Origin of the sequence: Halobacillus sp. Marseille-Q1614 (assembly GCF_902809865.1) — a bacterium.
Taxonomy (GTDB): domain Bacteria; phylum Bacillota; class Bacilli; order Bacillales; family Halobacillaceae; genus Halobacillus_A.
This window is the reverse complement of sequence record NZ_CADDWH010000001.1, coordinates 2438322-2461255: the sequence shown is the minus strand read 5'-3', so window position 1 is coordinate 2461255 and position 22934 is coordinate 2438322. Positions and strand designations below refer to the sequence as shown.

The 22934-nt window shown below is 43.5% G+C and carries 21 protein-coding genes, 1 pseudogene and 3 riboswitches; of the genes and pseudogenes, 19 read left to right on the top strand and 3 right to left on the bottom strand.

Annotated features, from left to right (window positions below; genetic code table 11):
- Positions 1–4: 4 nt before the first annotated feature.
- The 4 genes and pseudogenes from HUS26_RS12395 to HUS26_RS12380 form a co-directional block, all read left to right on the top strand.
- Positions 5–208: pseudogene (locus HUS26_RS12395) on the top strand (transposase); the annotation flags it as partial.
- 295 nt (positions 209–503) lie between these two features.
- Positions 504–731 carry a hypothetical protein gene (locus tag HUS26_RS12390; protein ID WP_173917449.1) on the top strand — a complete coding sequence of 76 codons (228 nt, stop codon included), beginning with the start codon at positions 504–506 and terminating at the stop codon, positions 729–731.
- A gap of 135 nt (positions 732–866) precedes the next feature.
- Complete coding sequence (locus HUS26_RS12385) at positions 867–2234, top strand: alkaline phosphatase (RefSeq protein ID WP_305792004.1); 1368 nt, start codon at positions 867–869, stop codon at positions 2232–2234.
- 56 nt (positions 2235–2290) lie between these two features.
- Positions 2291–2953: a DUF4352 domain-containing protein gene (locus tag HUS26_RS12380; protein WP_173917448.1), complete on the top strand. Its 663-nt coding sequence runs from the start codon at positions 2291–2293 to the stop codon at positions 2951–2953.
- A 36-nt stretch (positions 2954–2989) separates the two neighbouring features.
- Here HUS26_RS12380 and HUS26_RS12375 read toward each other — a convergent pair whose 3' ends face one another.
- Positions 2990–3607: a superoxide dismutase family protein gene (locus tag HUS26_RS12375; protein ID WP_173917447.1), complete on the bottom strand. Its 618-nt coding sequence runs from the start codon at positions 3605–3607 to the stop codon at positions 2990–2992.
- Positions 3608–3798: 191 nt separating this feature from the next.
- Positions 3799–4593: a CAP domain-containing protein gene (locus tag HUS26_RS12370; protein WP_173917446.1), complete on the bottom strand. Its 795-nt coding sequence runs from the start codon at positions 4591–4593 to the stop codon at positions 3799–3801.
- A 519-nt stretch (positions 4594–5112) separates the two neighbouring features.
- On the opposite strand from HUS26_RS12370, the gene HUS26_RS12365 reads away from it, so the two are divergent.
- The 5 genes from HUS26_RS12365 (at position 5113) to HUS26_RS12345 (ending at position 12990) form a co-directional block, all read left to right on the top strand.
- A complete protein-coding gene (locus HUS26_RS12365; protein ID WP_173917445.1) occupies positions 5113–6078 on the top strand; it encodes a MoxR family ATPase in 966 nt (321 codons plus the stop codon).
- The gene (locus HUS26_RS12360; protein ID WP_173917444.1) at positions 6075–7340 is read left to right on the top strand and encodes a DUF58 domain-containing protein; all 1266 of its coding nucleotides are present in this window, start codon (positions 6075–6077) and stop codon (positions 7338–7340) included. Before HUS26_RS12365 ends, HUS26_RS12360 begins: the two co-directional genes overlap by 4 nt.
- Positions 7340–9547 carry a transglutaminase domain-containing protein gene (locus HUS26_RS12355; protein WP_173917443.1) on the top strand — a complete coding sequence of 736 codons (2208 nt, stop codon included), beginning with the start codon at positions 7340–7342 and terminating at the stop codon, positions 9545–9547. The genes HUS26_RS12360 and HUS26_RS12355 overlap by 1 nt, the downstream gene beginning before the upstream one ends.
- A 28-nt stretch (positions 9548–9575) precedes the next feature.
- Positions 9576–9677: riboswitch (purine riboswitch) on the top strand.
- A 95-nt stretch (positions 9678–9772) separates the two neighbouring features.
- A complete protein-coding gene (guaA, locus tag HUS26_RS12350) occupies positions 9773–11311 on the top strand; it encodes a glutamine-hydrolyzing GMP synthase (protein WP_173917442.1) in 1539 nt (512 codons plus the stop codon).
- Between the two features lie 78 nt (positions 11312–11389).
- A riboswitch (purine riboswitch) is annotated at positions 11390–11491 on the top strand.
- Between the two features lie 164 nt (positions 11492–11655).
- Complete coding sequence (locus tag HUS26_RS12345) at positions 11656–12990, top strand: NCS2 family permease (RefSeq protein WP_173917441.1); 1335 nt, start codon at positions 11656–11658, stop codon at positions 12988–12990.
- 36 nt (positions 12991–13026) lie between these two features.
- Here the strand turns inward: HUS26_RS12345 and HUS26_RS12340 are convergent, their stop codons facing one another.
- Complete coding sequence (locus HUS26_RS12340; protein WP_173917440.1) at positions 13027–13452, bottom strand: Hsp20/alpha crystallin family protein; 426 nt, start codon at positions 13450–13452, stop codon at positions 13027–13029.
- 205 nt (positions 13453–13657) lie between these two features.
- Here HUS26_RS12340 and HUS26_RS12335 point away from each other — a divergent pair, with 205 nt between their 5' ends.
- The 10 genes from HUS26_RS12335 (at position 13658) to purF (ending at position 22931) form a co-directional block, all read left to right on the top strand.
- A complete protein-coding gene (locus HUS26_RS12335) occupies positions 13658–14209 on the top strand; it encodes a DUF2179 domain-containing protein (RefSeq protein WP_371809631.1) in 552 nt (183 codons plus the stop codon).
- Positions 14178–14378 carry an NETI motif-containing protein gene (locus HUS26_RS12330; RefSeq protein ID WP_173917438.1) on the top strand — a complete coding sequence of 67 codons (201 nt, stop codon included), beginning with the start codon at positions 14178–14180 and terminating at the stop codon, positions 14376–14378. Before HUS26_RS12335 ends, HUS26_RS12330 begins: the two co-directional genes overlap by 32 nt.
- A gap of 79 nt (positions 14379–14457) precedes the next feature.
- A riboswitch (purine riboswitch) is annotated at positions 14458–14558 on the top strand.
- A gap of 180 nt (positions 14559–14738) precedes the next feature.
- Complete coding sequence (gene purE, locus HUS26_RS12325; RefSeq protein WP_173917437.1) at positions 14739–15230, top strand: 5-(carboxyamino)imidazole ribonucleotide mutase; 492 nt, start codon at positions 14739–14741, stop codon at positions 15228–15230.
- Positions 15220–16347, top strand: coding sequence for a 5-(carboxyamino)imidazole ribonucleotide synthase (gene purK / locus HUS26_RS12320; RefSeq protein WP_173917436.1), 1128 nt, complete (start codon positions 15220–15222; stop codon positions 16345–16347). The genes purE and purK overlap by 11 nt, the downstream gene beginning before the upstream one ends.
- An 18-nt stretch (positions 16348–16365) precedes the next feature.
- Complete coding sequence (gene purB / locus HUS26_RS12315) at positions 16366–17658, top strand: adenylosuccinate lyase (protein WP_173917435.1); 1293 nt, start codon at positions 16366–16368, stop codon at positions 17656–17658.
- 33 nt (positions 17659–17691) lie between these two features.
- Positions 17692–18414: a phosphoribosylaminoimidazolesuccinocarboxamide synthase gene (gene purC / locus HUS26_RS12310; protein ID WP_173917434.1), complete on the top strand. Its 723-nt coding sequence runs from the start codon at positions 17692–17694 to the stop codon at positions 18412–18414.
- Positions 18402–18647: a phosphoribosylformylglycinamidine synthase subunit PurS gene (gene purS / locus HUS26_RS12305; protein ID WP_173917433.1), complete on the top strand. Its 246-nt coding sequence runs from the start codon at positions 18402–18404 to the stop codon at positions 18645–18647. The genes purC and purS overlap by 13 nt, the downstream gene beginning before the upstream one ends.
- On the top strand, positions 18648–19331 hold the full coding sequence (purQ, locus tag HUS26_RS12300; protein WP_173917432.1) for a phosphoribosylformylglycinamidine synthase subunit PurQ: 684 nt from the start codon (positions 18648–18650) through the stop codon (positions 19329–19331).
- A complete protein-coding gene (gene purL, locus HUS26_RS12295) occupies positions 19315–21543 on the top strand; it encodes a phosphoribosylformylglycinamidine synthase subunit PurL (protein ID WP_173917431.1) in 2229 nt (742 codons plus the stop codon). The genes purQ and purL overlap by 17 nt, the downstream gene beginning before the upstream one ends.
- Positions 21519–22931: an amidophosphoribosyltransferase gene (purF, locus tag HUS26_RS12290; RefSeq protein ID WP_173917430.1), complete on the top strand. Its 1413-nt coding sequence runs from the start codon at positions 21519–21521 to the stop codon at positions 22929–22931. The genes purL and purF overlap by 25 nt, the downstream gene beginning before the upstream one ends.
- Positions 22932–22934: the final 3 nt, after the last annotated feature.

The following is a 22934-nucleotide window of genomic DNA, read 5'->3' as shown; positions in this document are numbered from 1 at the left end:
AGATAAAGAGCAGGTTCGTTTGAACCGACTTTCCAATGAAGGGAAGTGGATTTATCGCATGAGAAAAGTAAAGGTTGAGCGTAGCTTCGCAGATTCAAAAGAACTGCATGGGCTGTGTTATTGTCGCTTGCGCGGAAAAGAGAAAGTTCGAGAACAGGGGCTGATGACAGCTGCCTGTCAAAACATGAAAAAACTCTCCTCCACCTAGCTAGGGTGAGCTAGATGGAGGAGAGTCTTTTTCGGCTATAAGCTAGAGCGAAGGAGCACAGACCGTGACACTCCTGCGGAAAAACGGGCGATCCGAGACCCCGCAGTGTGGGCGTTCGTCCGCGGAAAGGGAATGGTCTGTGCTCCTGGAGACAAGAAAAAAGCTTGTAGAAAAACACGGGGTTTCTCTACAAGCTGTAAATTCCTCCCAGTTGTGGAGGGCTTTTTCATTTGCATGATTTAGACTTTTTAACATATAATAAGAACAAATGTTCGTGTTTAAAGGAGGGCTTACTATGGATTGTTTGCTGAATCGCTCTGCTGAAACGAAGGAGAAGTTAGAGATCATCTACATTACAAATAGCTGGGATATTTCTCAAAGGACAATAAGAGTGTTAACTGTTCAATCTGATAAAATACTTGCTTATTGCTTTCTAAGAGAAGAAGTTAGAACCTTTTCCAAAGACCAAATTCTCTCCGTTTTCCCTTATAAACCTGCCCAGAAAAATTTGCTCTCCTCTTAATTACTCCTCTTAAAGATTTATTGAAAAACCAGAAAAATTATATATTTTACAAACTGTTAATACTTTCTAAATATAGTATTAACAGTTTTTCTTTATCATTTTCTTTGTGAATACATATCTGAGGAGGAAACAGTTTTGTTTAACAAGAAAATATCTAAGAAATTATTACCTATTGCAGTAATGTCTACGGTTATATTAAGTGGTTTTGGATCAACTGCTGCTAACGAAGCAGCGGCAGCTCCTAAGCAAGGAAATAATGCCGAAATAAAAAATGTCATATTCTTAATCGGGGATGGTATGGGAACGTCTTATACTTCAGCATATCGTTACCTTAAGGATGATCCATCTACTCCTTATACCGAAAATACCGCGTTTGATGATCATTTAATTGGGATGCAGGAAACTTATTCCTGGGATGATGAAGAAAGTATCACGGACAGTGCAGCAGCAGCCACATCTATGGCAGCAGGAATTAAAACATATAATAATGCGATTGCAGTGGACAAAAATAAAGAGGAAGTGAAAACTGCACTTGAGCTGGCCAAAGAGAATGGTAAATCTACTGGTCTAGTATCCACTTCTCAAATCAACCATGCAACACCAGCTTCTTTTGGGGCTCATGATGAATCACGCCACAATTACAATGATATTGCCGATGATTATTATGTTGAAAAAATTAACGGTGAACATAAAGTTGACGTAATGCTTGGAGGCGGCACAACTTATTTTGATCGTGAAGACCGTAGCCTGATTGAAGAATTCCAAAAGGATGGATTTTCTTACGTAGACTCCCGGGAAGAAATGCTTAAGGATGACAGTGCACAGGTACTTGGATTGTTTGCACCAAAAGGTATGGATAAGATGATTGACCGGACGGAAGAGACTCCGTCTCTTGCAGAGATGACATCATCCGCAATCGATCGTCTCGACAAGAATAAGCAAGGGTTTTTCCTGATGGTTGAAGGCAGTCAAATTGACTGGGCCGGCCATGATAATGATGTCGTATCTGCAATGAGTGACATGGAAGATTTCGAAAAAGCATACAAAGAGGCTATTGAGTTCGCTAAGAAGGATAAACATACTGTAGTGATTACAACAGCTGACCATTCAACTGGCGGTATGGCAATGGGGCGTGACGGAGAATATATCTGGAATCCTGAACCAATTAAAGCAGCCAAGCGTACACCTGACTTTATGGCGCAAGAAATTTCTGATGGAGCTGAAGTAGAAGAAACTTTAGCGAAGTATATTGACTTGGATCTTTCTAAGGATGAAATAAACTCAGTTAAAAAAGCTGCGGCAGATGGAACAACGGTAGAAATTGATAATGCAATCGAGCGTATTTTCGACCTTCGCTCTGGTACTGGCTGGACAACAGGTGGTCATACGGGTGAAGATGTGATTGTTTATGGTTACGGGCCGCAATCCCAGAACTTTGCAGGATTGCATGATAATCATGAAGTTGGACAAAAAGTTATGGAGTTATTAGGTAAGAGTAAGTAAAAGCTTTTAGCGGGGCGCTTCTATGTCCCGCTATATTTTTGCAGGAGGATTTTAATATGAAACTTCTTTTCTTGCTTTGCAGTGTTTTCATTATATTGGCGGGGTGTGCAAACGATCAGCAGGTTAATGAAAGCCATGCCGAAGAGAATGCCGGCGGAGAAAAAGCAGAAGAAACAACCAAAGAAAAAGTGAAATATGTTAATAACCCACAAGCTTCTGATGATCGTAATTTAGACAATCCAGGGGAAATAAATGAAGATACGGATGGCGTACTTGAACTTAAAACTATCTCTAAAGATAATGAGAAGTTTAAAGTCGGTCCTATGGAAATGGAAATAGAACATGTAAAGGTATTAAATTATTCCCCTTCCCCTGACTTAATCGATTTCTTTCATGCCTATACTCATGAGGAAACCAATTTCGATTATGTGAAACTTAGAGTTTCTATTACAAACACATCGGATAAAGTAACCGATTTTGCTCCTGTTTCGGTATTAAAAACCGGGCAGGGGGAAGAGAAGGATTTTGAGGATGATTTTTATCTGGAAAATTTATACGGCAAGTATGAGCCGGGCGAGGAAAAAGTCGGAGACTTAGGCTTTGTATTAGAAAAAACAGATACAGAGAAATTAAAAGATTTAACGATTACAACAAGTGATGCTTTTGATGCGGAAGGGAATTCACTAGAAGAGGCAGAGAGCATTACGATTAATTTTTAACAGAAAAGACTCTGCGAGTAAGCAGAGTCTTTTTTTTTAATCTTCTTGCTCAGTAATTTCTCCACAAGCGATCCGTGCGCCTGCGTCTCCGGATGGCTGTGATGCATGATCATCCGCCTTAGCATGAATCACTAAGGCTGTCCCGTCTTCAGCTAATAGAGAATTATCGGCTTCTTTCTCCAATGTAACATTTTCAGCTGTGAACTCCTTCTGAACTGTTCCGTCTTCACCTACCTCTAAGTTTGGTAAATCACCGGCGTGAGGGCCGTCTTCTGATTCAGTACCGTGGCTTGCATCCGTCGGGTTAAAATGATCACCGGCTGATTTAAATTCAGGAGCTTTGCACAGCGCTGCTTCATGGACATGAAATCCATGTTCTCCTTCAGGAAGATCAGAAGCTTCTACATTAAATAATACTCCATCCTCCTGGTCGATGAGCTCTGCAGTGCCAACCTCATCTTCGTCTCCATTCATTAAGGTGACGTTCACCATATTGGCTGTTCCGCCGCTTTGATCCGTTTCTTCTTTATTAGCCTGCTGCTCAGAACTCTCTTCGCCTGTTCGCGGAGCATCTGACTGTGTATCATCACCGCCGCAGGCAGCCAATAACCCTGCAAGCAAGAAAAGCAATAATAAAATGATCCAGTGTTTCATCAGCATTCTCCTTTTTAAGATTAGTACTAGCTCTTTTTACGATCTAAGGAGTACATAAACCAAAATAAGCAAAATTCAATCTTTCTTCCTATTATTAGGAGATATCTTCTATTCTATGAATATAAAAAAGTCGGATGGGAGATAATAAATAAAAAAAGAACCTGCCAATTTGGCAGGTTCTCTTGATTTAATTATTTTCCGATGAACATTTGAGTCCAGTAGTTCCCACCTTCAGCGTGACCTACACCGATGTGAGTAAAGTTAGGATTCATAATGTTCTCGCGGTGACCTTGACTGTTCATCCAGCCTTGAACAACCTGTTGTGGAGAAGTTTGCCCTTTAGCAATGTTTTCACCAGCTGTTCTGTAGTCAATACCATATGCTTTCATCATATCAAACGGTGACCCGTGAGTTGGGCTGTTGTGAGAGAAGTAGTTATTTTGCTGCATATCTAGTGATTTGTCTTTAGCTACTTTACTAAGCTCAGTGTCTAGTTGAAGAGGAGCTAGACCTTGCTTCTGTCGTTCTTGGTTAGTAAGTTCTACAACTTCTTTTTCAAAGGCAGAAACTTCAGATGCTGCCTGGTTATCTTCAGCAGTCTGCTGCTCTTGTACTTGCTGCTGCTCGGCAGGCTGTTCCTGTGCTTTAGGTTGTTCTTGTGCAGGCTCTTCAGCTTTAGGTTCGGCCTTAGGCTGCTCTTGCTTTGGAGCAGGCTGTTCTTGTTTAGGCTGCTCTTGTGCTGGCGCAGGTGTTCCTTGAAGACTTGGGAAACCAAACTGCTTCAGCAGTGATTGGATATCAGCTTGTTGAAGGTTGTTACTTTTCAGGGCTTCTTCATTTTCGTAAACCCAGTTTAGTACGCTTTCTATATTAACGTTCGCTTGCTTCTGTACTTGCTGTTCTCCTGTAGAAGCTAGTAATGTTGCAGGTGAAGCTAGTAATGATAGAGCAAGCGCTCCTGAGATGATAAGTGACTTTCTCTTCATACGTAAATTCCTCCTGAGTAAGTTTTTGGTCTTGTTCGACAATTTCATACTACCATCGGATTTTTGTAATATAATAGGAGAGAATTGGAAATTGAGAGAAAAAAGAATGATAGAGTGTCAAAAGTCCCGTATACCTGTCTTTAATTGCCTTTAAATCGTTGAGACATCTGGGATTTCCTAATATTTCAAATTCAGACATCTGAATTATAGATTGGAAGATTTATGTTTCAATATATAAAAATTAGTATTTATTAAGCCTTGACAGTGTTTCCGAGCGGTATGTAATGTTACAAATGTTACTGTCATATTACAATATTTACTGTAATATAATAGAGGCTGTCCTAAATTGAGGAAATAAGTAGAATACTGCATTATTTCCCCGGAAATAACAATATACTTGCTGTATATAAGAGCATATTTCACCGACCACAATTTTTGTCGTAATACTTTCGATATAGTATAGTTAAAATAGAATTAACTTTTCAGAAAATAGGGTCATAGAAACGGGGGATTTGACGAATGAGTAAGCAGACGTTTATACATCAGCCCAAGATTTCAGAAGTCTTAAATAACGTCAATAAAGTTATGATTGGCAAGGACGAAGAGGCTCTGTTAAGTATTGTAGCTTTGCTGGCAAAAGGCCATGTTTTATTGGAAGATGTCCCGGGCGTTGGGAAGACAATGCTTGTGCGGACACTCGCTAAGTCACTGGACTGTGAATTTAAAAGAATTCAGTTCACCCCTGATCTACTGCCGTCTGATGTGACAGGCGTCTCTATATATAATCCGAATACATTAAAATTTGAGTTCCGTCCTGGTCCTATTTTAGGAAATATCGTTCTGGCTGATGAAATCAACCGTACGTCCCCTAAGACACAGTCTGCTTTACTGGAAGGTATGGAAGAAACGAGTATTACAGTAGAAGGGGAAGCTGTGCCATTAAAAGAACCTTTTTTTGTAATGGCCACACAGAACCCGATTGAATATGAAGGCACTTACCCGCTGCCGGAAGCCCAGCTTGACCGTTTTTTACTAAAGCTGAAAATGGGATATCCAACTGCGAAACAAGAAATGCAGATGCTGGCTCGCACTTCAGGCAGTCATCCGCTTCATGAAGTCAGCGCTGTATTAAATCGTGAAGAACTTGTTGAGCTTCAGCAGCAGGTTTCTGATGTTTATGTCGATGAGACTGTTCACCATTACATCGTGAATTTAGTAACAGGAACACGTCATCATAAAGGAGTTTACCTTGGTGTAAGCCCGCGCGGATCGATTGCTTTAATGAAAGCGGCCAAAGCTTATGCCTTTATACGGGATCGGGATTACGTGCTCCCTGATGACGTAAAGTATTTAGCTCCGTTTGTGATGTCCCATCGTATGATCCTTACATCAGAAGCCAGGTTCGAAGGAACTGCCCCTGAAGCCATTATTTTTGAACTTCTGTCTGAGACTTCTATCCCAGTACAGAGGAATGTGCGTGAATGAAACAGACTTTTCAATTTACAGCCAGAATAATCACTGTCGTATTGATTTTCGCTGTGCTTTTTTCATATGCCATGTTTCAAGGAGGTTTTGTCAGCTGGTTTCTATTTATCAGTTTTCTGCCTTTTCTTCTCTATATGGCTGCTCTTACTTTCTATAGAATAGATCGCTGGGAAGTTAAACGAACATTGTCTAAGCGGGTAGCTACAGCTGGAGAAACGATTACAGTGGATATTTCTATAGATCGCAAGTTCCCATTCCCTATGTACTACTGTGTAGTGGAAGAATATTTTCCTGAGTCTCTCATGAAAAAGGACCTCCGTTTAGATAAATTTAAAAAGATGAGCGAAGAGACAGATATGGAAGAGAAAAGGGTTGTCAAAAAGGTCTCTTTCCCGTGGATGAAGCGAAAGCTTTCTTACCGTTATGTTTTGAATCATATACCTCGCGGAGCTCATCAGATTCGCATGCTTAGAATAAAGACAGGAGATTTCTTTGGCTTTATTAGAAAAGAGCATGTGTTTGAAGTGGAAGATCATTTAGTAGCTTTTCCTTATCAGCGTCCAGTCCGGCTGTCAGAGAAAGCGTATAGCTTTGAACAGGGGGCTAGTCCATCTTTTAGGCTTAATGAAAAAAGCACTAACGTCGTTTCAGGCGTCCGGGAATATGTACCGGGGGACAGGGTGTCCTGGATTGATTGGAAGAACACGGCCAAGAACAGGCAAATGATGACGAAAGAGTTCGAACAGGAAAAAAACGTAGAAATGCTGCTTATCTTAAATGCCGTCCATCATAATGGAATGCATCCTCTAAGCTTTGAAGGAGCTGTGGAATTCAGTGCTTCCCTGCTGGGTGAACTGCATAATCGTTCCTCACAGCTTGCTTTTATGACGCTTGGCGATAAGAAGCGCTACTTTCCGATTCAGCAGGACCCTATGCAAAAGGGGAACATTGAAAAACACCTTGCTGAAATCCAGCCTATGGGCGTGGTCTCTTTTGCGAAGCAGCTTGAAAGAGAAAGATCAGCCCTTCCCAGGGGAATGGTTGTCATGGTCGTGAGCCATCAATTGGATGCTCAAATTGTAGAAATCCTCTTCAGGCTTGCCCAGAAAAGCAAACAGGTCGTATTTTTTTATGTAAAGCCTGCCCGTCAGTTAGATTTTAAGGATCATAAACTCATGAAAAAACTATCAAACTCGAGGCTCCGCGTTCAGCTGTTAACAGAAGAGCAGCTTAGCCAGAAGGAATTTGAGGTGAGTACATAATGAACCTCACCAGGCCGCAGCAGACCATCTATCACAGTTTAATTTATATATGTGGATTCTTGCTGTTTTTAGAATGGCTGCGCCCACTTGATGAAATTGCTGAATTTAATAACGTAGGAATATTTTTTGTATACGCCGGTTACTGTTTCTTTATCTCATTTCTGCAGTTCTCGTGGCTGATCTCTGTGCCGTTAAAGTTGGCAGGGTTAGTCTTTATTATAGATGGCTCTTACATTGCGGAACGGATTTTCAGCAGGGATTGGTTCTCTGCCATTTACGATCAGTTTCTCTATAATATTCATATTATCCAGGCACAAGAGTGGTGGCAGATGACGCCGATGTTTAGAACGCTGTTGTTCCTTGTGCTTTTATGGCTGATGAGTTACCTCCTGTATTATTGGTTTATAATAGCGAAGCGCATGCTCCTCTTTATCCTTATGACGATTATTTATGTAACCGTCATTGATACATTTACGATATATGACGGAAAATGGGCAATCATCCGTACATTTGTGGTGGCTATGATTGCTTTAGGACTCACTCACTTTTTCAAAGAAATGGAAAGAGAATCAATTGCGCTAAATAACCAGAAATTCACGTGGATGGCTCCGCTCATCACATTCGTCCTTTTTGCTTCCGTCTTAGGATATGCAGCACCGAAGCTTGAGCCTCAGTGGCCTGACCCTGTGCCGTATTTGACAAGTGGAAATCCCGGAGCCGGTTCAGGATATGGAGATGGTGTGCAAAAAGTGGGCTATGGAGAGAATGATTCTCGTCTCGGAGGCGGTTTTATTCAAGATGATACGTTAGTTTTTCGGGCTTTTGCCCAGGATGATCAATATTGGCGCATCGAATCTAAAGATACGTACACAGGCCGGGGGTGGGAGGACACCTTGCAGGGGGAAACAACAATGGTTTCTCCTTTTGACTTGGAATTTAGTACTTTTACCGAAAATGTTGAAACAGAAGAAAGGGTCTCTTACTTGTCTTTTACAGGAGAGGCTAACTTTAACAAGCTCGTCTATGCTTACGGGGCGCGGTCAGTTAACCGTTTTCCGCAGGACATGAGTTTGCAGCTTCATAATTATACGGGTGAAATTGATACCTTAAGGGGCGGCAATCCAACTCAGGTCGAGAGTTATATCCTTGATTATGATTCTCCTTCCTTTGAATATAATCAGCTTCGGGAAGCGAGTGACGAAGATCCTGAAGAAATTATTGAGTTTTACACTCAGCTGCCGGACAGTCTTCCTGAACGGGTAAGGGAGCTGGCCGGAGAGATTATTGATGATCAGGACAATCGTTATGATCAGGTGAAAGCTGTGGAGACTTACTTTTCGGCGAATGGCTTTGAATATGAAACAGAAAATGTAGCTGTACCTGGAGAAGAGGAAGACTATGTCGATCAGTTCTTATTTGAAACCCAAGTCGGTTATTGTGATAACTTTTCTACTTCCATGGTTGTGCTGCTTCGTTCCCAAGGCATTCCAGCCCGGTGGGTGAAAGGCTTCACTGGCGGTGAGCGTCTGGAAGAAAGAGCTGCAATTGAAGGGGAAGAATTAAGTATTTACGAAGTCACGAGCGGGAATGCCCATTCGTGGGTAGAAGTGTATTTCCCGGATGTCGGTTGGGTTCCATTTGAACCAACACAAGGCTTCTCCAACAATACGGACTTTTTCCTTGAAGTGGAGGACAGCGAAGGCAGTGATGCTGAAACCGAAGAAGGTGGAGGAGCCTCTGAAGCTGAAGAAAGCGACATGGAAAATCCAAACCAGGCTGCCCAGCAGGATCAAACAGAGACTGTTGAAGGGGGAGCAGCTGATTCAAATAATGACAATTTCCGCCTGGCTCCGCTTTTAATTGCCTTAGCAGTAATAGCCTCTTTAGGATCTGCTGCCTACTTTACAAGGTTCCGGTGGCTGTCGGGAATTTATGGTCGACGGTTTAAAAACAATCCGAATGGAGATACGTTTGAACGGGCTTATCTCTTTTTACTAAAAGCACTTGAGCATAGAGGCCTGAAGCGCTACTCTGGTCAGACGCTCCGTGATTTTGCAGCGAGGGTGGACTCCCGTTATCAATCGGGCGAGATGAGGCAATTAACCCATTATTATGAGCGAACGCTGTATCGTAATGAAATGGACCGGGAATCTTCAGGGAAAGTCACAGAATTATGGGAAAATTTAATTAAAAAGACATTGTCTTGATTCAAGACGCGGCGATTGATAGAATGAATAAAATCAAACGAACTACCTTCATATATCCTCGGTAATATGGACCGAAAGTCTCTACCGGAGCACCGTAAATGCTCTGACTATGAAGGCAGAAATTTCTTGTACTTAAAGGACTTCTGCCTTCACGTGTATTTAACGGGAGCGGAAGTCTATTTTTATAGGGGTATCGTTATATCAATTAAAGGAGCTGAAGAGCATATGGAACAAGTGCAGGGTATGATTCTTGTCCTTGACTTTGGAAGTCAATATAACCAGCTGATCACACGTCGGATTCGTGAATTTGGCGTATATAGTGAATTACGCTCACATAAGGTTACAGCTGAGGAAATTAAAGAGATCAATCCGAGCGGTATTGTATTATCCGGAGGTCCAAATAGTGTATATGGAGAAGAAAGCTTTCGCTGTGATGAAGAGTTATTCGAACTCGGCATTCCTGTCCTTGGCATCTGTTATGGAATGCAGCTGATGACTCACCACTTTAACGGAAAAGTAGAAAGAGCTCATCAAAGAGAGTATGGAAAGGCTGATATTTCGGTGAAAAACGATCCAGTTATTTTTAGAAAAACACCGAAAGAACAAACGGTATGGATGAGTCACAGTGATAAAGTAATTGAAGCTCCCGCAGGGTTTATGGTAGATGCGACGAGTCCTTCCTGCCCGGTAGCTGCCATCAGTAATGATGAAAAGCAAATGTACGGCGTGCAGTTCCATCCGGAAGTCCGTCACTCAGAATACGGTAATGACATCTTGCGCAGCTTTGTATTTGATGTATGTAACGCAGTAGATGACTGGACGATGGAGCATGTCGTTGAAATGGAAGTAGAAAAAATCAGAAAAGAAGTTGGCGACCGCAAAGTTCTTTGTGCGTTAAGCGGAGGGGTCGACTCTTCTGTAGTAGCCGCCCTTATTCATAAAGCGATTGGAGATCAGCTGACGTGTATTTTCGTTGATCACGGGCTGCTTCGTAAAAATGAAGCGGATGATGTCATGCGGACACTAGGTGACGGTTTTAATATGAACATCATCAAGGTGGATGCAAAGGACCGTTTTCTAAGCAAATTAGAAGGCGTATCTGATCCTGAGAAGAAACGGAAAATCATTGGTAACGAGTTTATTTATGTATTTGATGATGAAGCGGGTAAGCTGAAGGATATTGATTTCCTTGCTCAAGGTACTCTTTATACAGATATTATTGAAAGTGGAACAGACACGGCTCAAACGATTAAGTCCCACCACAATGTAGGCGGTCTGCCTGAGGATATGGAATTTCAACTGATCGAACCACTAAATACTTTATTTAAAGACGAGGTTCGTGCACTCGGTCTTGAACTAGGAGTGCCTGAACATATCGTTTGGAGACAGCCGTTCCCGGGGCCGGGTCTTGCGATTCGAATTCTTGGAGCCGTTTCTGAGGACAAGCTCGAGATTGTTCGTGAGTCTGATGCTATCCTAAGAGAAGAAGTCCGAAATGCTGGTTTAGAACGCGATATTTGGCAATATTTCACCGTCCTTCCTAACATCAAGTCTGTTGGAGTAATGGGGGATGAGCGAACGTATGACCATACGATAGGGATTCGTGCGGTTACATCAATTGATGGCATGACTTCTGATTGGGCGCGTATTCCTTGGGAAGTATTAGAGCGCATCTCTAATAGAATTGTAAACGAGGTAGACCATGTCAATCGTATCGTGTATGACGTTACAAGTAAGCCGCCTTCCACAATTGAATGGGAGTAAAACGAACATTATCTGCGTTTTTATGTGTTAACGTTCGGTTTTTAGGTTGACGACATTTGTCGACACTTGTATGATAGAGAAAGAATTAAATAATCCTGTCGTATAATTTTGGGGATATGGCCCATGAGTTTCTACCGGACCGCCGTAAATGGTCTGACTACGCCGGGAAATTACTGCACGTCTGTAGTTTGTGCAGCTCATTTCCTGTTTGTAATGGTAGAACACTCTCGGCCGGCTGCTGAGGGTGTTTTTTATATGCTCTTATTCTTAAATGATCACGCTGCCTTCAGCAACCCCTTAATGAAAGACAGACTGGTTGATAAAAAAGGGGAGGAACATCAGTAATGAAGAAATTTTTTAACTTCGAAGAACACGGCACAAATTACCGTACAGAATTCCTGGCGGGTATGACGACTTTCTTAGCTATGGCTTACATTTTATTTGTAAACCCGGCCACTCTGGCTTTAACAGGTATTGAGGAACTGCCTGAAGGTGTAACCCGTATTGACCAAGGTGCCGTCTTTACAGCCACAGCTATTGCTGCTGCTATCGGTACGCTTGTTATGGGGATTTTAGCCAAGTATCCTATCGCCCTTGCTCCTGGAATGGGCCTTAACGCATTTTTCGCTTATACAGTTGTTCTTGGCTATGGCATTCCATGGGAAACAGCTTTAGCTGGGGTGCTGGCGTCTGGTCTGATCTTTATCGTGTTAACACTAACTGGATTACGCCAAAAAATTATTAATGCAATTCCTGCGAACCTGAAGCTTGCCGTCGGTGCTGGAATTGGTTTGTTTATTGCTTTTATTGGTTTTCAAAACAGCGGAATTGTCCAGGGGAACCCGGACACCCTCGTTTCTTTGGGAGATTTAACACAGCCGACAACCCTGCTTGCGATCTTCGGAATTATTGTATCTGTTATGTTAATGGCTCTTGGCATTAAAGGCGGAATTTTTTACGGAATGATTTTAACCGCGATTGCTGGTATGGTGACCGGATTAATCGCACCTCCGACGGCTGTTACCGATGTGGTAGGCCAGCCGCCGAGTATGGCTCCAACATTTGGTGCTGCTCTTACTCACTTTGGAGAAATCTTTACGCTTGAAATGCTTGTTGTCATTTTAACTTTCCTGTTTGTAGACTTTTTTGATACTGCAGGAACGTTAGTGGCTGTTGCGACACAGGCTGGCTATATGAAAGATAATAAATTGCCGCGTGCCGGCCGTGCGCTTTTTGCGGACTCTACGGCAACAGTTGCAGGTGCCATTGCCGGTACATCCACAACGACTTCTTATATTGAATCAACGGCAGGTGTAGGAGCTGGAGGACGTACAGGGTTTGCTTCCGTTGTGACAGCTGGGTTCTTCCTGCTTGCGTTATTCTTCTCTCCATTATTGTCTGTGGTAACTGCTGAAGTTACAGCTCCCGCTCTTATTATCGTCGGTGTGCTTATGGCTTCCACATTAAAAAATATAGACTGGGATCAATTTGAAATTGCAGTTCCAGCGTTCTTTACGATCGCAGCTATGCCGCTTACGTACAGTATTGCTACTGGAATTGCGATGGGCTTTATCTTCTACCCAATTACGCTTTTATTAAAAGGAAGAGGAAAAGAGATCAACCCCCTCATGTACGTGCTGTTTTTCATATTCATCCTGTACTTCATTTTCCTTGCTTAATCACAAATAAAAGGCCCTAATTTATAGGGCCTTTTCTCACTCATCCTCCAGGTGGCGGATTTTGATGGGTTTAGGATTGGTTGATTCTGAAATAAATCGGTGGAGCTGAATGATTAACAAGCCGTGTTTGTAGGTAGCTTCAATTTTATCACTGCGGACAGGGAATGGAAGGTCGATTGAACGTTCAAAAGCACCTGTTGCAATTTCAGATTTGATTTGATGGCCGCCTCTGTGGTTGATATTGATCGTACCTTTAATTGTCAGTGTGGCATGGTTGACAAGGACATCGACATTTTTAGGATGATTCATGCCGGGAATATTCACCATACAGAGCAGTTCATTATCGTACTGATAAATGTTCATATGGGGAATCGACGGGGCCATCAGTCCCTCAAAGTCTCCCCAGAAATCCTGGCCGAAAAAACGATCTAAATTTTGTTTCCAATCCTCAAATGGGTTCATAATAAAAAGTCTCCTTCCGTTCGACAAACTTTTTAAGAAAATCTTGTTGTGTAAGCAAGATGTGATGGTATATAGTGTATGCAGATTGTTCATTTGGGTGAAAGTCCCAGTGTGGGCGCATCACGGTGAGCGGTCGAATATGCTGATGCTTTTCATGAAGTTGTGAAAGGCATAGGAGGAATAAAATTTGCTGCAGAACCCATGGATGATGGTTTCCATCATATTAATTGTCAACATCGTTTATGTCTCGTTTTTTACACTTCGGATGATATTTACTCTAAAGGGACAGCGTTATTTTGCGGCGTTTATTAGCACGTTTGAGATTCTCATATATATTATTGGGTTAGGACTGGTGCTCGACAACTTAAATCAAATCGAGAATGTGATAGCTTATGCAGTCGGTTACGGTCTTGGTGTCATCGTTGGCATGAAGATCGAAGAGAAATTGGCTCTCGGCTATACGACTGTCAATGTGATTTCTTCCAATCCGGATATTGAATTCACACGTAAACTCAGGGATGCAGGTTATGGAGTAACCAGCTGGTCTTCTTACGGGATGGAAGGAGATCGTTTAACGATGCAGATCCTTACCCCCCGCAAGTATGAACTTAAGCTTTATGAACAAATTAAATCCATTGATCCTAAAGCATTTATCATCGCCTATGAACCGAAGCAGATCCACGGAGGATTCTGGGTGAAGCAGGTGAAGAAGGGGAGGATCCGCGATGCCCAAAAAGAACAGCAAGAAGCGTTATGAAGTCGGTGAGAAAGAAACGATTGGGCAGTGTCTTGATCGTATGAAGAAAGACGGTTATGTTCCTGTACGCCGGGCAGAAGAACCGATTTTTAAAGAATATGTAGAAGATGGTGAGAAAAAATTTGAACCCGTAGGAAGAACGATCGTTTTTCATGCGGTAAAACAATAAACACGAACAATATTGTTTGCGGATTTGTTAACGTTCGTTATTTGGATTGACGACAGAACCAGTTACTGCTATGATGAAAGCAGAATTGCATATTGGACCTCATATAAGTCGGGAATATGGCCCGAACGTTTCTACCTGGACACCGTTAATGTCCGGACTATGAGGGGAGACCCAAGCAGCTTATTTATTTTACTGGCTCTACGTCTGCCTGTTTTTCTCCTCTCATACGAGGGAGAAAAGCAGGCTTTTTTAATTGGTACTGTTAAACGACTATGTTGATTTTGTAGAGATTCTCTCAAAGAATCAAAAAAACAGCCTTTTAATTAGAGAGCGACTAATACGTTGAAAAAGAGGGATAACATGGCTCAAGTTGGAGTGATAATGGGGAGTATCTCAGACTGGACAACTATGGAAGAAACTTGCAAAGTACTGGATGAACTGAACATCAGTTACGAAAAGGAAATTATCTCGGCTCACCGCACACCTGATGATATGTTCCGTTACGCAGAAGAAGCCCGGGAAAAAGGGTTGAAAGTGATTATTGCGGGAGCAGGAGGGGCCGCTCACCTGCCGGGAATGGTCGCTTCAAAAACGACGCTTCCGGTCATTGGAGTTCCTGTTCAATCCAAAGCATTAAGTGGAGTAGACTCCCTCTATTCGATTGTCCAGATGCCCGGAGGTGTTCCAGTAGCCGCTGTAGCAATTGGTTCGGCTGGAGCGAAAAACGCAGGAATATTAGCAGCTGAAATGATAGGCGCTTTTGATGAGCAAGCTGCTCAGCGCCTAGAAAAATACCGTGATCAAATGAAAGAAAAAGTAGAGGATATGCGAGGTGAACTTCGTGATCAATAAAGTCGTGAAGCCTGGAGATACCATAGGAATTCTTGGAGGCGGCCAGCTGGGACGAATGATGGCAGTCGCTGCTAAGCATATGGGTTACCGAATTGCCGTACTTGACCCTGCAGAAGACTGTCCGTGTGCCCAGACAGCTGATATCCATATTAAAGCAGAGTACGATGATACAGCGGCAGCCAAGGAATTGCTTGAAGTCAGCGACGTCGTTACGTATGAATTCGAAAATGTTGATTTGAAAGTAGCAAAGCTTCTTGAGGAAGCAGGTAAACTTCCGCAGGGAGCATATTCCCTCGAAGTGACCCAGAACCGGGAAAAAGAAAAGCAGGTGGCTGTAGATGCCGGCCTTCCTGTTGCAGAATTCGCGATTATCGAATCCTGGGACGAGCTCAATGAAGCTGTTGAAACAATCGGCTATCCTTCCGTCGTTAAAACAATCAGTGGAGGCTATGACGGTAAGGGTCAGCTTAAGCTTGAAAGCAAGCGGGATTTAATGGACGCCGAGAGCTTTTTGAAAGAAGGCGGGAAATACATCGTTGAACAATGGCTTCAATTTGATCTTGAAATCTCTCAAGTATTTACGAGAAGTCTTGATGGAGATATTACTTACTTTCCAATAGGGGAGAATGCCCACCGCAATCAGATTTTACATGAGACGAGAGTACCGGCTCCAATATCTTCGAAGGTAGAAGAAAAGGTGCATGAAGCGGTAGCCGTTCTTTCAGAAAAGATGAACATTGCCGGCACCTTTGCCGTAGAAATGTTCGTAAAAGACGGCGAAATTTATATCAATGAAATGGCACCAAGACCTCATAATACCGGCCATTATACGATTGAAGCCTGCAATGTTTCCCAATTTGAACAGCATATAAGAGCCATTTGCGGACTTCCGCTGCTGCCGATTTACAGTTTTCCGGCAGCTGTGATGGTCAATGTGCTTGGCAAGCACCGGGAAATTCTGCTGTCAAAACTAGCAGACTATCAAAACATGCACCTCCATGATTACGGAAAGCAGGAGTCCCGGACGAACCGTAAGATGGGGCATATCACTTTTATTGGAGAATCATTGAAAGACATTGATAAACTTATAGCAAAAAATCAGATTCATATGTGGTAATACACGAGGAGGAAAACAATGATAGAACGTTATACAAGACCTGAAATGGGCGCAATTTGGACAGAAGAGAACCGTTACCAAGCTTGGCTTGAAGTAGAACTGCTGGCTTGTGAAGCCTGGAGCGAGCTTGGGGTTATCCCAAAAGAGGATGTTGAAAAACTAAGAGAAAAAGCTTCTTTTAACATCGAACGTATTCACGAAATTGAAGCGGAAACGCGTCATGATGTCGTAGCGTTTACACGGGCGGTTTCAGAAACAGTCGGTGAAGAGCGCAAGTGGGTGCACTACGGACTTACTTCTACGGACGTAGTCGATACAGCACTGTCCTATCAGCTTAAGCAGGCCAATAAAATCATTCGCAAAGACCTAGTGAATTTTATTGATATTTTAGCAGATAAAGCGTTAGAGCATAAGCACACGGTCATGATGGGCCGTACACATGGAGTACATGCGGAACCGACAACTTTTGGCTTAAAACTGGCCCTCTATTATGAAGAGATGAAGCGTAATCTGGAGCGCCTGGATTTAGCGATTAAACATATTGAAGTCGGCAAGCTTTCAGGAGCCGTAGGAACTTACGCGAACATTGATCCATTTGTTGAGCAGTATGTGTGTGAAAAGCTGGGCTTAGAAGCAGCACCGGTTTCTACACAAACGCTGCAGCGTGACCGCCATGCTCACTACCTATCTACACTATCCCTGATTGCAACATCTATTGAAAAAATAGCCGTAGAAATCCGTGGGCTGCAGAAAACGGAAACGCGGGAAGTAGAAGAATACTTCGCCAAAGGGCAAAAAGGCTCCTCTGCGATGCCGCATAAGCGAAATCCGATCGGTTCTGAGAACATGACAGGAATGGCGCGTGTCGTGCGCGGCCACATGCTGACAGCTTATGAGAATGTTCCGCTCTGGCACGAGCGCGATATTTCTCACTCTTCAGCGGAACGTATTATTTTACCTGATGCTACGATTGCGCTGAATTATATGCTGAACCGCTTTGGAAACATCGTGAAAAACTTAACGGTTTTCCCTGAACGTATGCAGGAAAATATGGAGAAAACCTACGGACTCATTTTCTCCCAGCGTGTCCTGCTTACGCTTATCGATGAAGGGTTTGTACGCGAAGAAGCCTATGACCTTGTACAGCCGAAAGCGATGGAATCATGGGAGCGGGGAATTCCATTTAGAGAACTTATTGAAGCAGATGAAAAAATTACATCTGTTCTATCCAAAGAGCAGCTTGATGCCTGCTTCGATTACAAGCACCACTTAAAACAGGTTGACCGCACATTTGACCGCATCGGACTATAAGGTTTAATCAATTCAAATCGCGAGGTGTTCTTAATGAAGGGTTCTCTTTTATATGAAGGAAAAGCGAAAAAGGTGTATCACGTTGAAAACGAACCAGAACAGCTGATTTTATCTTACAAAAATGACGCCACAGCCTTTAATGGGAAGAAAAAAGACCAGTTTGAAGGCAAGGGACGGCTCAATAACTTAATAACGTCGAAAATTTTCGAGTATTTAAAGCAGCAGGATTTAACTTCCCACTTTATAAAAGCACTGAATGATACAGAACAGCTTGTTGCAAAAACGACAATTATTCCATTAGAAGTGGTTGTCCGAAATATTGCCGCCGGGAGTATCACAAGACGGCTCGGAATAGATGAGAAGCAGATATTCAACCCGCCGCTTGTTGAACTTTTTTATAAAAAAGACGAGCTGGATGACCCGATTATCAATGATCAGCATGCCCTTTATTTAACAGACGTCAATGAAGAAGAACTGCAGCAGATTAAAGATTCAGCCCTTACGATTAATGAACACCTTAAGGATTTGTTTAAGCAGACGGGCTTGAACTTAGTAGATTTTAAACTGGAGTTCGGCCGCCTGCCGGATGGCACAATTGTTCTGGCGGACGAGATATCCCCGGATACCTGCCGGTTATGGGATGAAAAAACAGGCGAAAAAATGGACAAAGACGTATTTCGCGAAAACTTAGGCGACTTAATCTCTGTATATGAAAACATATTACAACGACTGGAGGAAAACACATGCGCAAAGTAAAGATTTATATCACTCTAAAAGAAGGCGTACTTGATCCACAGGGAAAGGCTGTACAGAACTCATTACACTCTCTTGAGTATAAGAACGTAGCTGATGTACGTGTCGGCAAATATATGGAAGTAATGCTTGAAGACTCGAAAGATATTGAAGAGCAAGTCGATAAAATGTGTGATCAGCTTCTGGCCAATCCAGTCATTGAAGATTATTCCTACACGATCGAGGAGGTCGTTTAAGTGAAATTCGCTGTCGTCGTTTTTCCAGGTTCCAACTGTGACCGGGACATGTACTATGCAATTACAGAAGCGCTTGGAGAAAAAGCTGATTTAGTCTGGTATCAGGAAGCTGACCTTTCTTCCTATGATGCTGTTCTTTTACCGGGCGGATTCTCTTACGGAGATTACCTGCGTCCAGGTGCGATTGCTTCGACATCTGGCGTTATCGAGCAAATTCGCGAAGCTGCCGATGCAGGGAAGCCGATCCTTGGGGTATGCAACGGGTTTCAGGTGCTTTTAGAAATGGGACTGCTTCCTGGTGCGATGCTGCCAAATAAACACCTGAAGTTTATGTGTCATTATGAAACGTTAATCGTTGAAAACGCCGATACGATGTTTACCCACCATTATGAAGATCAAGAGGAAATTGAGATCCCGATCGCACATGGTGATGGTAATTACTACTGCGATGAAAAAACGTATCAAAACCTTTTAGCCAATCAGCAGATTGCTTTTCGATATAAAAATAACCCAAACGGTTCAGTGGCTGATATCGCTGGCATTACCAACGAAAGCGGAAATGTCCTTGGCATGATGCCTCACCCTGAACGTGCCGTTGATTCACTTGTTGGAACAACAGACGGTCTTCGTTTGTTCCAGTCGATCCTTACTCATTGGAGGGATAAGCATGCCATCAAAGCTTGAAGTCAGCCCAGAACAGATCAAAGAACAGCAATTGTACAAAGAAATGGGATTAACCGATGAAGAATTTCAGTCTGTTGAGGAAATTCTCGGACGCCTGCCGAACTATACAGAAACAGGGCTTTTCTCTGTCATGTGGTCCGAACACTGCAGCTACAAAAATTCCAAGCCTCTTTTACGGAAATTTCCTACCGAAGGGCCGCACGTCCTGCAAGGTCCGGGAGAAGGAGCAGGTATTATAGATATTGGTGATGAACAGGCTGTTGTTTTTAAAGTGGAAAGCCATAACCACCCTTCAGCTGTCGAGCCTTACCAGGGAGCGGCAACTGGGGTTGGCGGAATCCTGCGCGATGTTTTTTCAATGGGAGCGCGCCCGGTTGCACTTTTAAACTCGCTGCGTTTTGGTTCACTAAAGCAGCCTCGCGTAAAATATCTGTTTGAGGAAGTCGTTCGCGGCATTGCCGGCTATGGTAACTGTGTCGGAGTGCCGACAGTCGGTGGTGAAGTCCAGTTTGATGATGCATATAACGGTAATCCGCTCGTTAACGCGATGTGTGTAGGTTTAATTGATCATAAAGACATCCAGAAAGGCATTGCCGCTGGAATCGGAAACACCGTCATGTATGTCGGTGCCAAAACAGGACGGGACGGTATTCACGGAGCGACCTTCGCATCTGAAGAACTATCTGAAGAGTCTGAAGAGAAACGTCCTTCTGTTCAAGTCGGCGACCCGTTTATGGAAAAACTGCTCATTGAAGCCTGTCTGGAAGTCATCCATCATGATGCGCTTGTCGGGATTCAGGATATGGGGGCTGCCGGCCTTACATCTTCAGCCAGTGAAATGGCGAGTAAAGCAGGAACAGGCATGCTTATGAACCTGGACTTAGTGCCTCAGCGTGAGCTTAATATGACTCCATACGAAATGATGCTTTCAGAATCCCAGGAGCGCATGCTGCTCGTTGTGGAAAAAGGACGTGAGGAAGAAATTGCCGAAGTTTTCCGTAGGTACGATCTAGAAGCTGTGTCTGTCGGGGAAGTAACTGACGACAAGCGATTCAGACTTAAGCACCTCGGCGAAATCGTTGCCGATGTTCCTGTTGATTCATTAGCAGAAGATGCACCCGTTTATCATCAGCCTTCTGCTGTACCAGCTTATTATGAAGAATACCAATCGATGGATAATTACGTCCCGGAGATTAGCAGCTACGGTGAGACGTTAAAGGAACTGCTTCAGCAGCCAACGATTGCAAGCAAAGAGTGGGTCTATGATCAATATGATTCAATGGTACAGACGAATACGGCTGTCACTCCAGGTTCGGATGCGGCAGTAGTGCGCGTACGCGGAACGAAGAAGGCTTTGGCAATGACGACTGACTGTAATTCCCGCTATATCTATCTTGATCCGGAAAACGGCGGCAAAATTGCTGTTGCGGAAGCAGCACGCAACATCGTTTGTTCCGGCGGACGTCCGCTTGGTATTACAGACGGGCTGAATTTCGGCTCGCCTGAGAAACCGGAAATCTTCTGGCAGATGGAAAAAAGCGTGGAAGGGATGAGCGAAGCGTGCAGCGAACTAGGCACGCCGGTCATCAGCGGAAACGTCTCTCTCTATAATGAATCCTTTGGAGGACAGGCTATTTATCCGACACCAATCGTAGGCATGGTTGGTCTGATCGAAGACATCAGCCATATCACTCAGTCCCATATGAAGAACGAAGGTGACCTCATTTATGTTATCGGTGAAACTTATGAGGAATTTGGAGGCAGTGAACTTCAAGGGCTGCTCGAAGGACGTCACTTCGGAAAGGCGCCTGCAATTGATCTTGAAATCGAATCAATTAGGCAGAATCAGCTCCTTACAGCTATTCAAACAGGGATTATTGAATCTGCACATGATTTAGCAGAGGGCGGACTGGCTGTTGCGTTAGCCGAGAGTTTATTTGACCAGGAGCTTGGCTGTGAAGTGGAAGTAAAAGGAGATTTAACAGCGGCGTTATTCTCTGAAACACAGTCCCGCTTCTTAGTTTCTGTTAAACCAGAGAACCAATCAGCTTTTGAAAAGCAGATGGAGGATATTACCCTTCTAGGAAAAATTACAGGAGATGGGGTGTATCACGTCCAATCGGAAGGAAAAACCGTCGTGGAAGAGCAGACAACTATATTAAAGCAGCTTTGGAAAGGAGCTATTCCATGCTTGGTGAAATCAAAGGACTAAACGAAGAATGCGGAATTTTCGGTGTGTTCGGTCACCCGGATGCATCTCAGCTGACGTATTACGGATTACACGCCCTGCAGCATCGCGGCCAGGAAGGGGCAGGAATTGTTACAAGTGATGGCGGTCAAATGAAAGCAGCCAAAGGTCATGGCTTGATTTCGGAAGTATTCCCACAGGACCGTTTAAACGATCTCGACGGAAATATTTCTATCGGCCACGTCCGTTACGCAACAGCAGGTGATGGAAGCTTTGAGAATATCCAGCCGCTCATGTTCCGTTCGCAAACCGGCGGGCTGGCCCTTGCTCATAACGGTAATCTTGTGAACGCCCAGGCGTTAAAAGGACAGCTTGAGGCCCAAGGTTCTATTTTACAGACAACGTCAGATACAGAAGTTGTCGCTCACCTTATTAAAAGGGCCGGACACCTGCCGATGCATGAAGCGATTACTCAGGCCTTATCTATGATTAAGGGGGCTTATGCCTTTTTAATCATGACCGAAGACAAAATATATGTAGCTAATGATCCTCGCGGCTTAAGACCAATCAGCATCGGTTACTTAGGAGATGCGTGGGTCGTATCTTCTGAAACATGCGCGTTTGATGTCATCGGTGCCACGTATGAACGTGAAGTTATGCCTGGCGAACTGCTTATCATCGATAAAGACGGCATTGAATCGAAACGCTTTTCAGCACCGATCCAGCGCACACTTTGTTCTATGGAATACGTATATTTCTCCCGTCCGGACAGCAACCTCGATGGGAAAAATGTTCATGCGGCAAGAAAGCGTATGGGTAAGAAGTTAGCACAAGAGGCTCCGATCGAAGCGGATGTCGTAACAGGTGTACCGGATTCGAGTATTTCAGCAGCTATTGGTTTTGCTGAAGAATCAGGAATTCCATATGAACTTGGATTAATCAAAAACCGTTACGTAGGCCGTACGTTTATACAGCCTTCACAGGAGCTTAGAGAGCAAGGGGTGAAAATGAAGCTGTCTGCAGTGCGAGGGATCGTGGAAGGAAAGCGTGTTGTCATGGTTGATGATTCGATTGTGCGCGGAACGACGAGCCGGCGAATTGTTAAGCTTCTAAAAGATGCAGGTGCGACTGAAGTACACGTTCGAATCGCTTCACCGCCTATTCAGAACCCTTGCTACTACGGGATTGACACTTCCACGAGCGGAGAGCTGATAGCAGCTAACAATACAGTAGAAGAAATAGAAGAACTTATCGGAGCGGACAGTCTGTCATATTTAACCGTGGATGGCCTGAAAGATGCGATTTATCAAGGGCAGGAATCCTTGAACCATGGCGGCTGTGCGGCTTGCTTTACTGGAAACTATCCAACAGAAATCTATCCAAACACTGTCCCGCCTTACGAAAAGGCTTAAAGC

Excerpts from the sequence above, each read along its gene's own strand:
- HUS26_RS12390 (WP_173917449.1), top strand. The coding sequence starts at position 504 with ATGGATTGTTTGCTGAATCGCTCTGCTGAAACGAAGGAGAAGTTAGAG.
- HUS26_RS12380 (WP_173917448.1), top strand. The coding sequence starts at position 2,291 with ATGAAACTTCTTTTCTTGCTTTGCAGTGTTTTCATTATATTGGCGGGG.
- HUS26_RS12375 (WP_173917447.1), bottom strand. The coding sequence starts at position 3,607 with ATGAAACACTGGATCATTTTATTATTGCTTTTCTTGCTTGCAGGGTTA.
- HUS26_RS12370 (WP_173917446.1), bottom strand. The coding sequence starts at position 4,593 with ATGAAGAGAAAGTCACTTATCATCTCAGGAGCGCTTGCTCTATCATTA.
- HUS26_RS12365 (WP_173917445.1), top strand. The coding sequence starts at position 5,113 with ATGAGTAAGCAGACGTTTATACATCAGCCCAAGATTTCAGAAGTCTTA.
- HUS26_RS12360 (WP_173917444.1), top strand. The coding sequence starts at position 6,075 with ATGAAACAGACTTTTCAATTTACAGCCAGAATAATCACTGTCGTATTG.
- HUS26_RS12355 (WP_173917443.1), top strand. The coding sequence starts at position 7,340 with ATGAACCTCACCAGGCCGCAGCAGACCATCTATCACAGTTTAATTTAT.
- guaA (WP_173917442.1), top strand. The coding sequence starts at position 9,773 with ATGGAACAAGTGCAGGGTATGATTCTTGTCCTTGACTTTGGAAGTCAA.
- HUS26_RS12345 (WP_173917441.1), top strand. The coding sequence starts at position 11,656 with ATGAAGAAATTTTTTAACTTCGAAGAACACGGCACAAATTACCGTACA.
- HUS26_RS12340 (WP_173917440.1), bottom strand. The coding sequence starts at position 13,452 with ATGAACCCATTTGAGGATTGGAAACAAAATTTAGATCGTTTTTTCGGC.
- HUS26_RS12335 (WP_371809631.1), top strand. The coding sequence starts at position 13,658 with ATGATGGTTTCCATCATATTAATTGTCAACATCGTTTATGTCTCGTTT.
- HUS26_RS12330 (WP_173917438.1), top strand. The coding sequence starts at position 14,178 with ATGCCCAAAAAGAACAGCAAGAAGCGTTATGAAGTCGGTGAGAAAGAA.
- purE (WP_173917437.1), top strand. The coding sequence starts at position 14,739 with ATGGCTCAAGTTGGAGTGATAATGGGGAGTATCTCAGACTGGACAACT.
- purB (WP_173917435.1), top strand. The coding sequence starts at position 16,366 with ATGATAGAACGTTATACAAGACCTGAAATGGGCGCAATTTGGACAGAA.
- purC (WP_173917434.1), top strand. The coding sequence starts at position 17,692 with ATGAAGGGTTCTCTTTTATATGAAGGAAAAGCGAAAAAGGTGTATCAC.
- purS (WP_173917433.1), top strand. The coding sequence starts at position 18,402 with ATGCGCAAAGTAAAGATTTATATCACTCTAAAAGAAGGCGTACTTGAT.
- purL (WP_173917431.1), top strand. The coding sequence starts at position 19,315 with ATGCCATCAAAGCTTGAAGTCAGCCCAGAACAGATCAAAGAACAGCAA.
- purF (WP_173917430.1), top strand. The coding sequence starts at position 21,519 with ATGCTTGGTGAAATCAAAGGACTAAACGAAGAATGCGGAATTTTCGGT.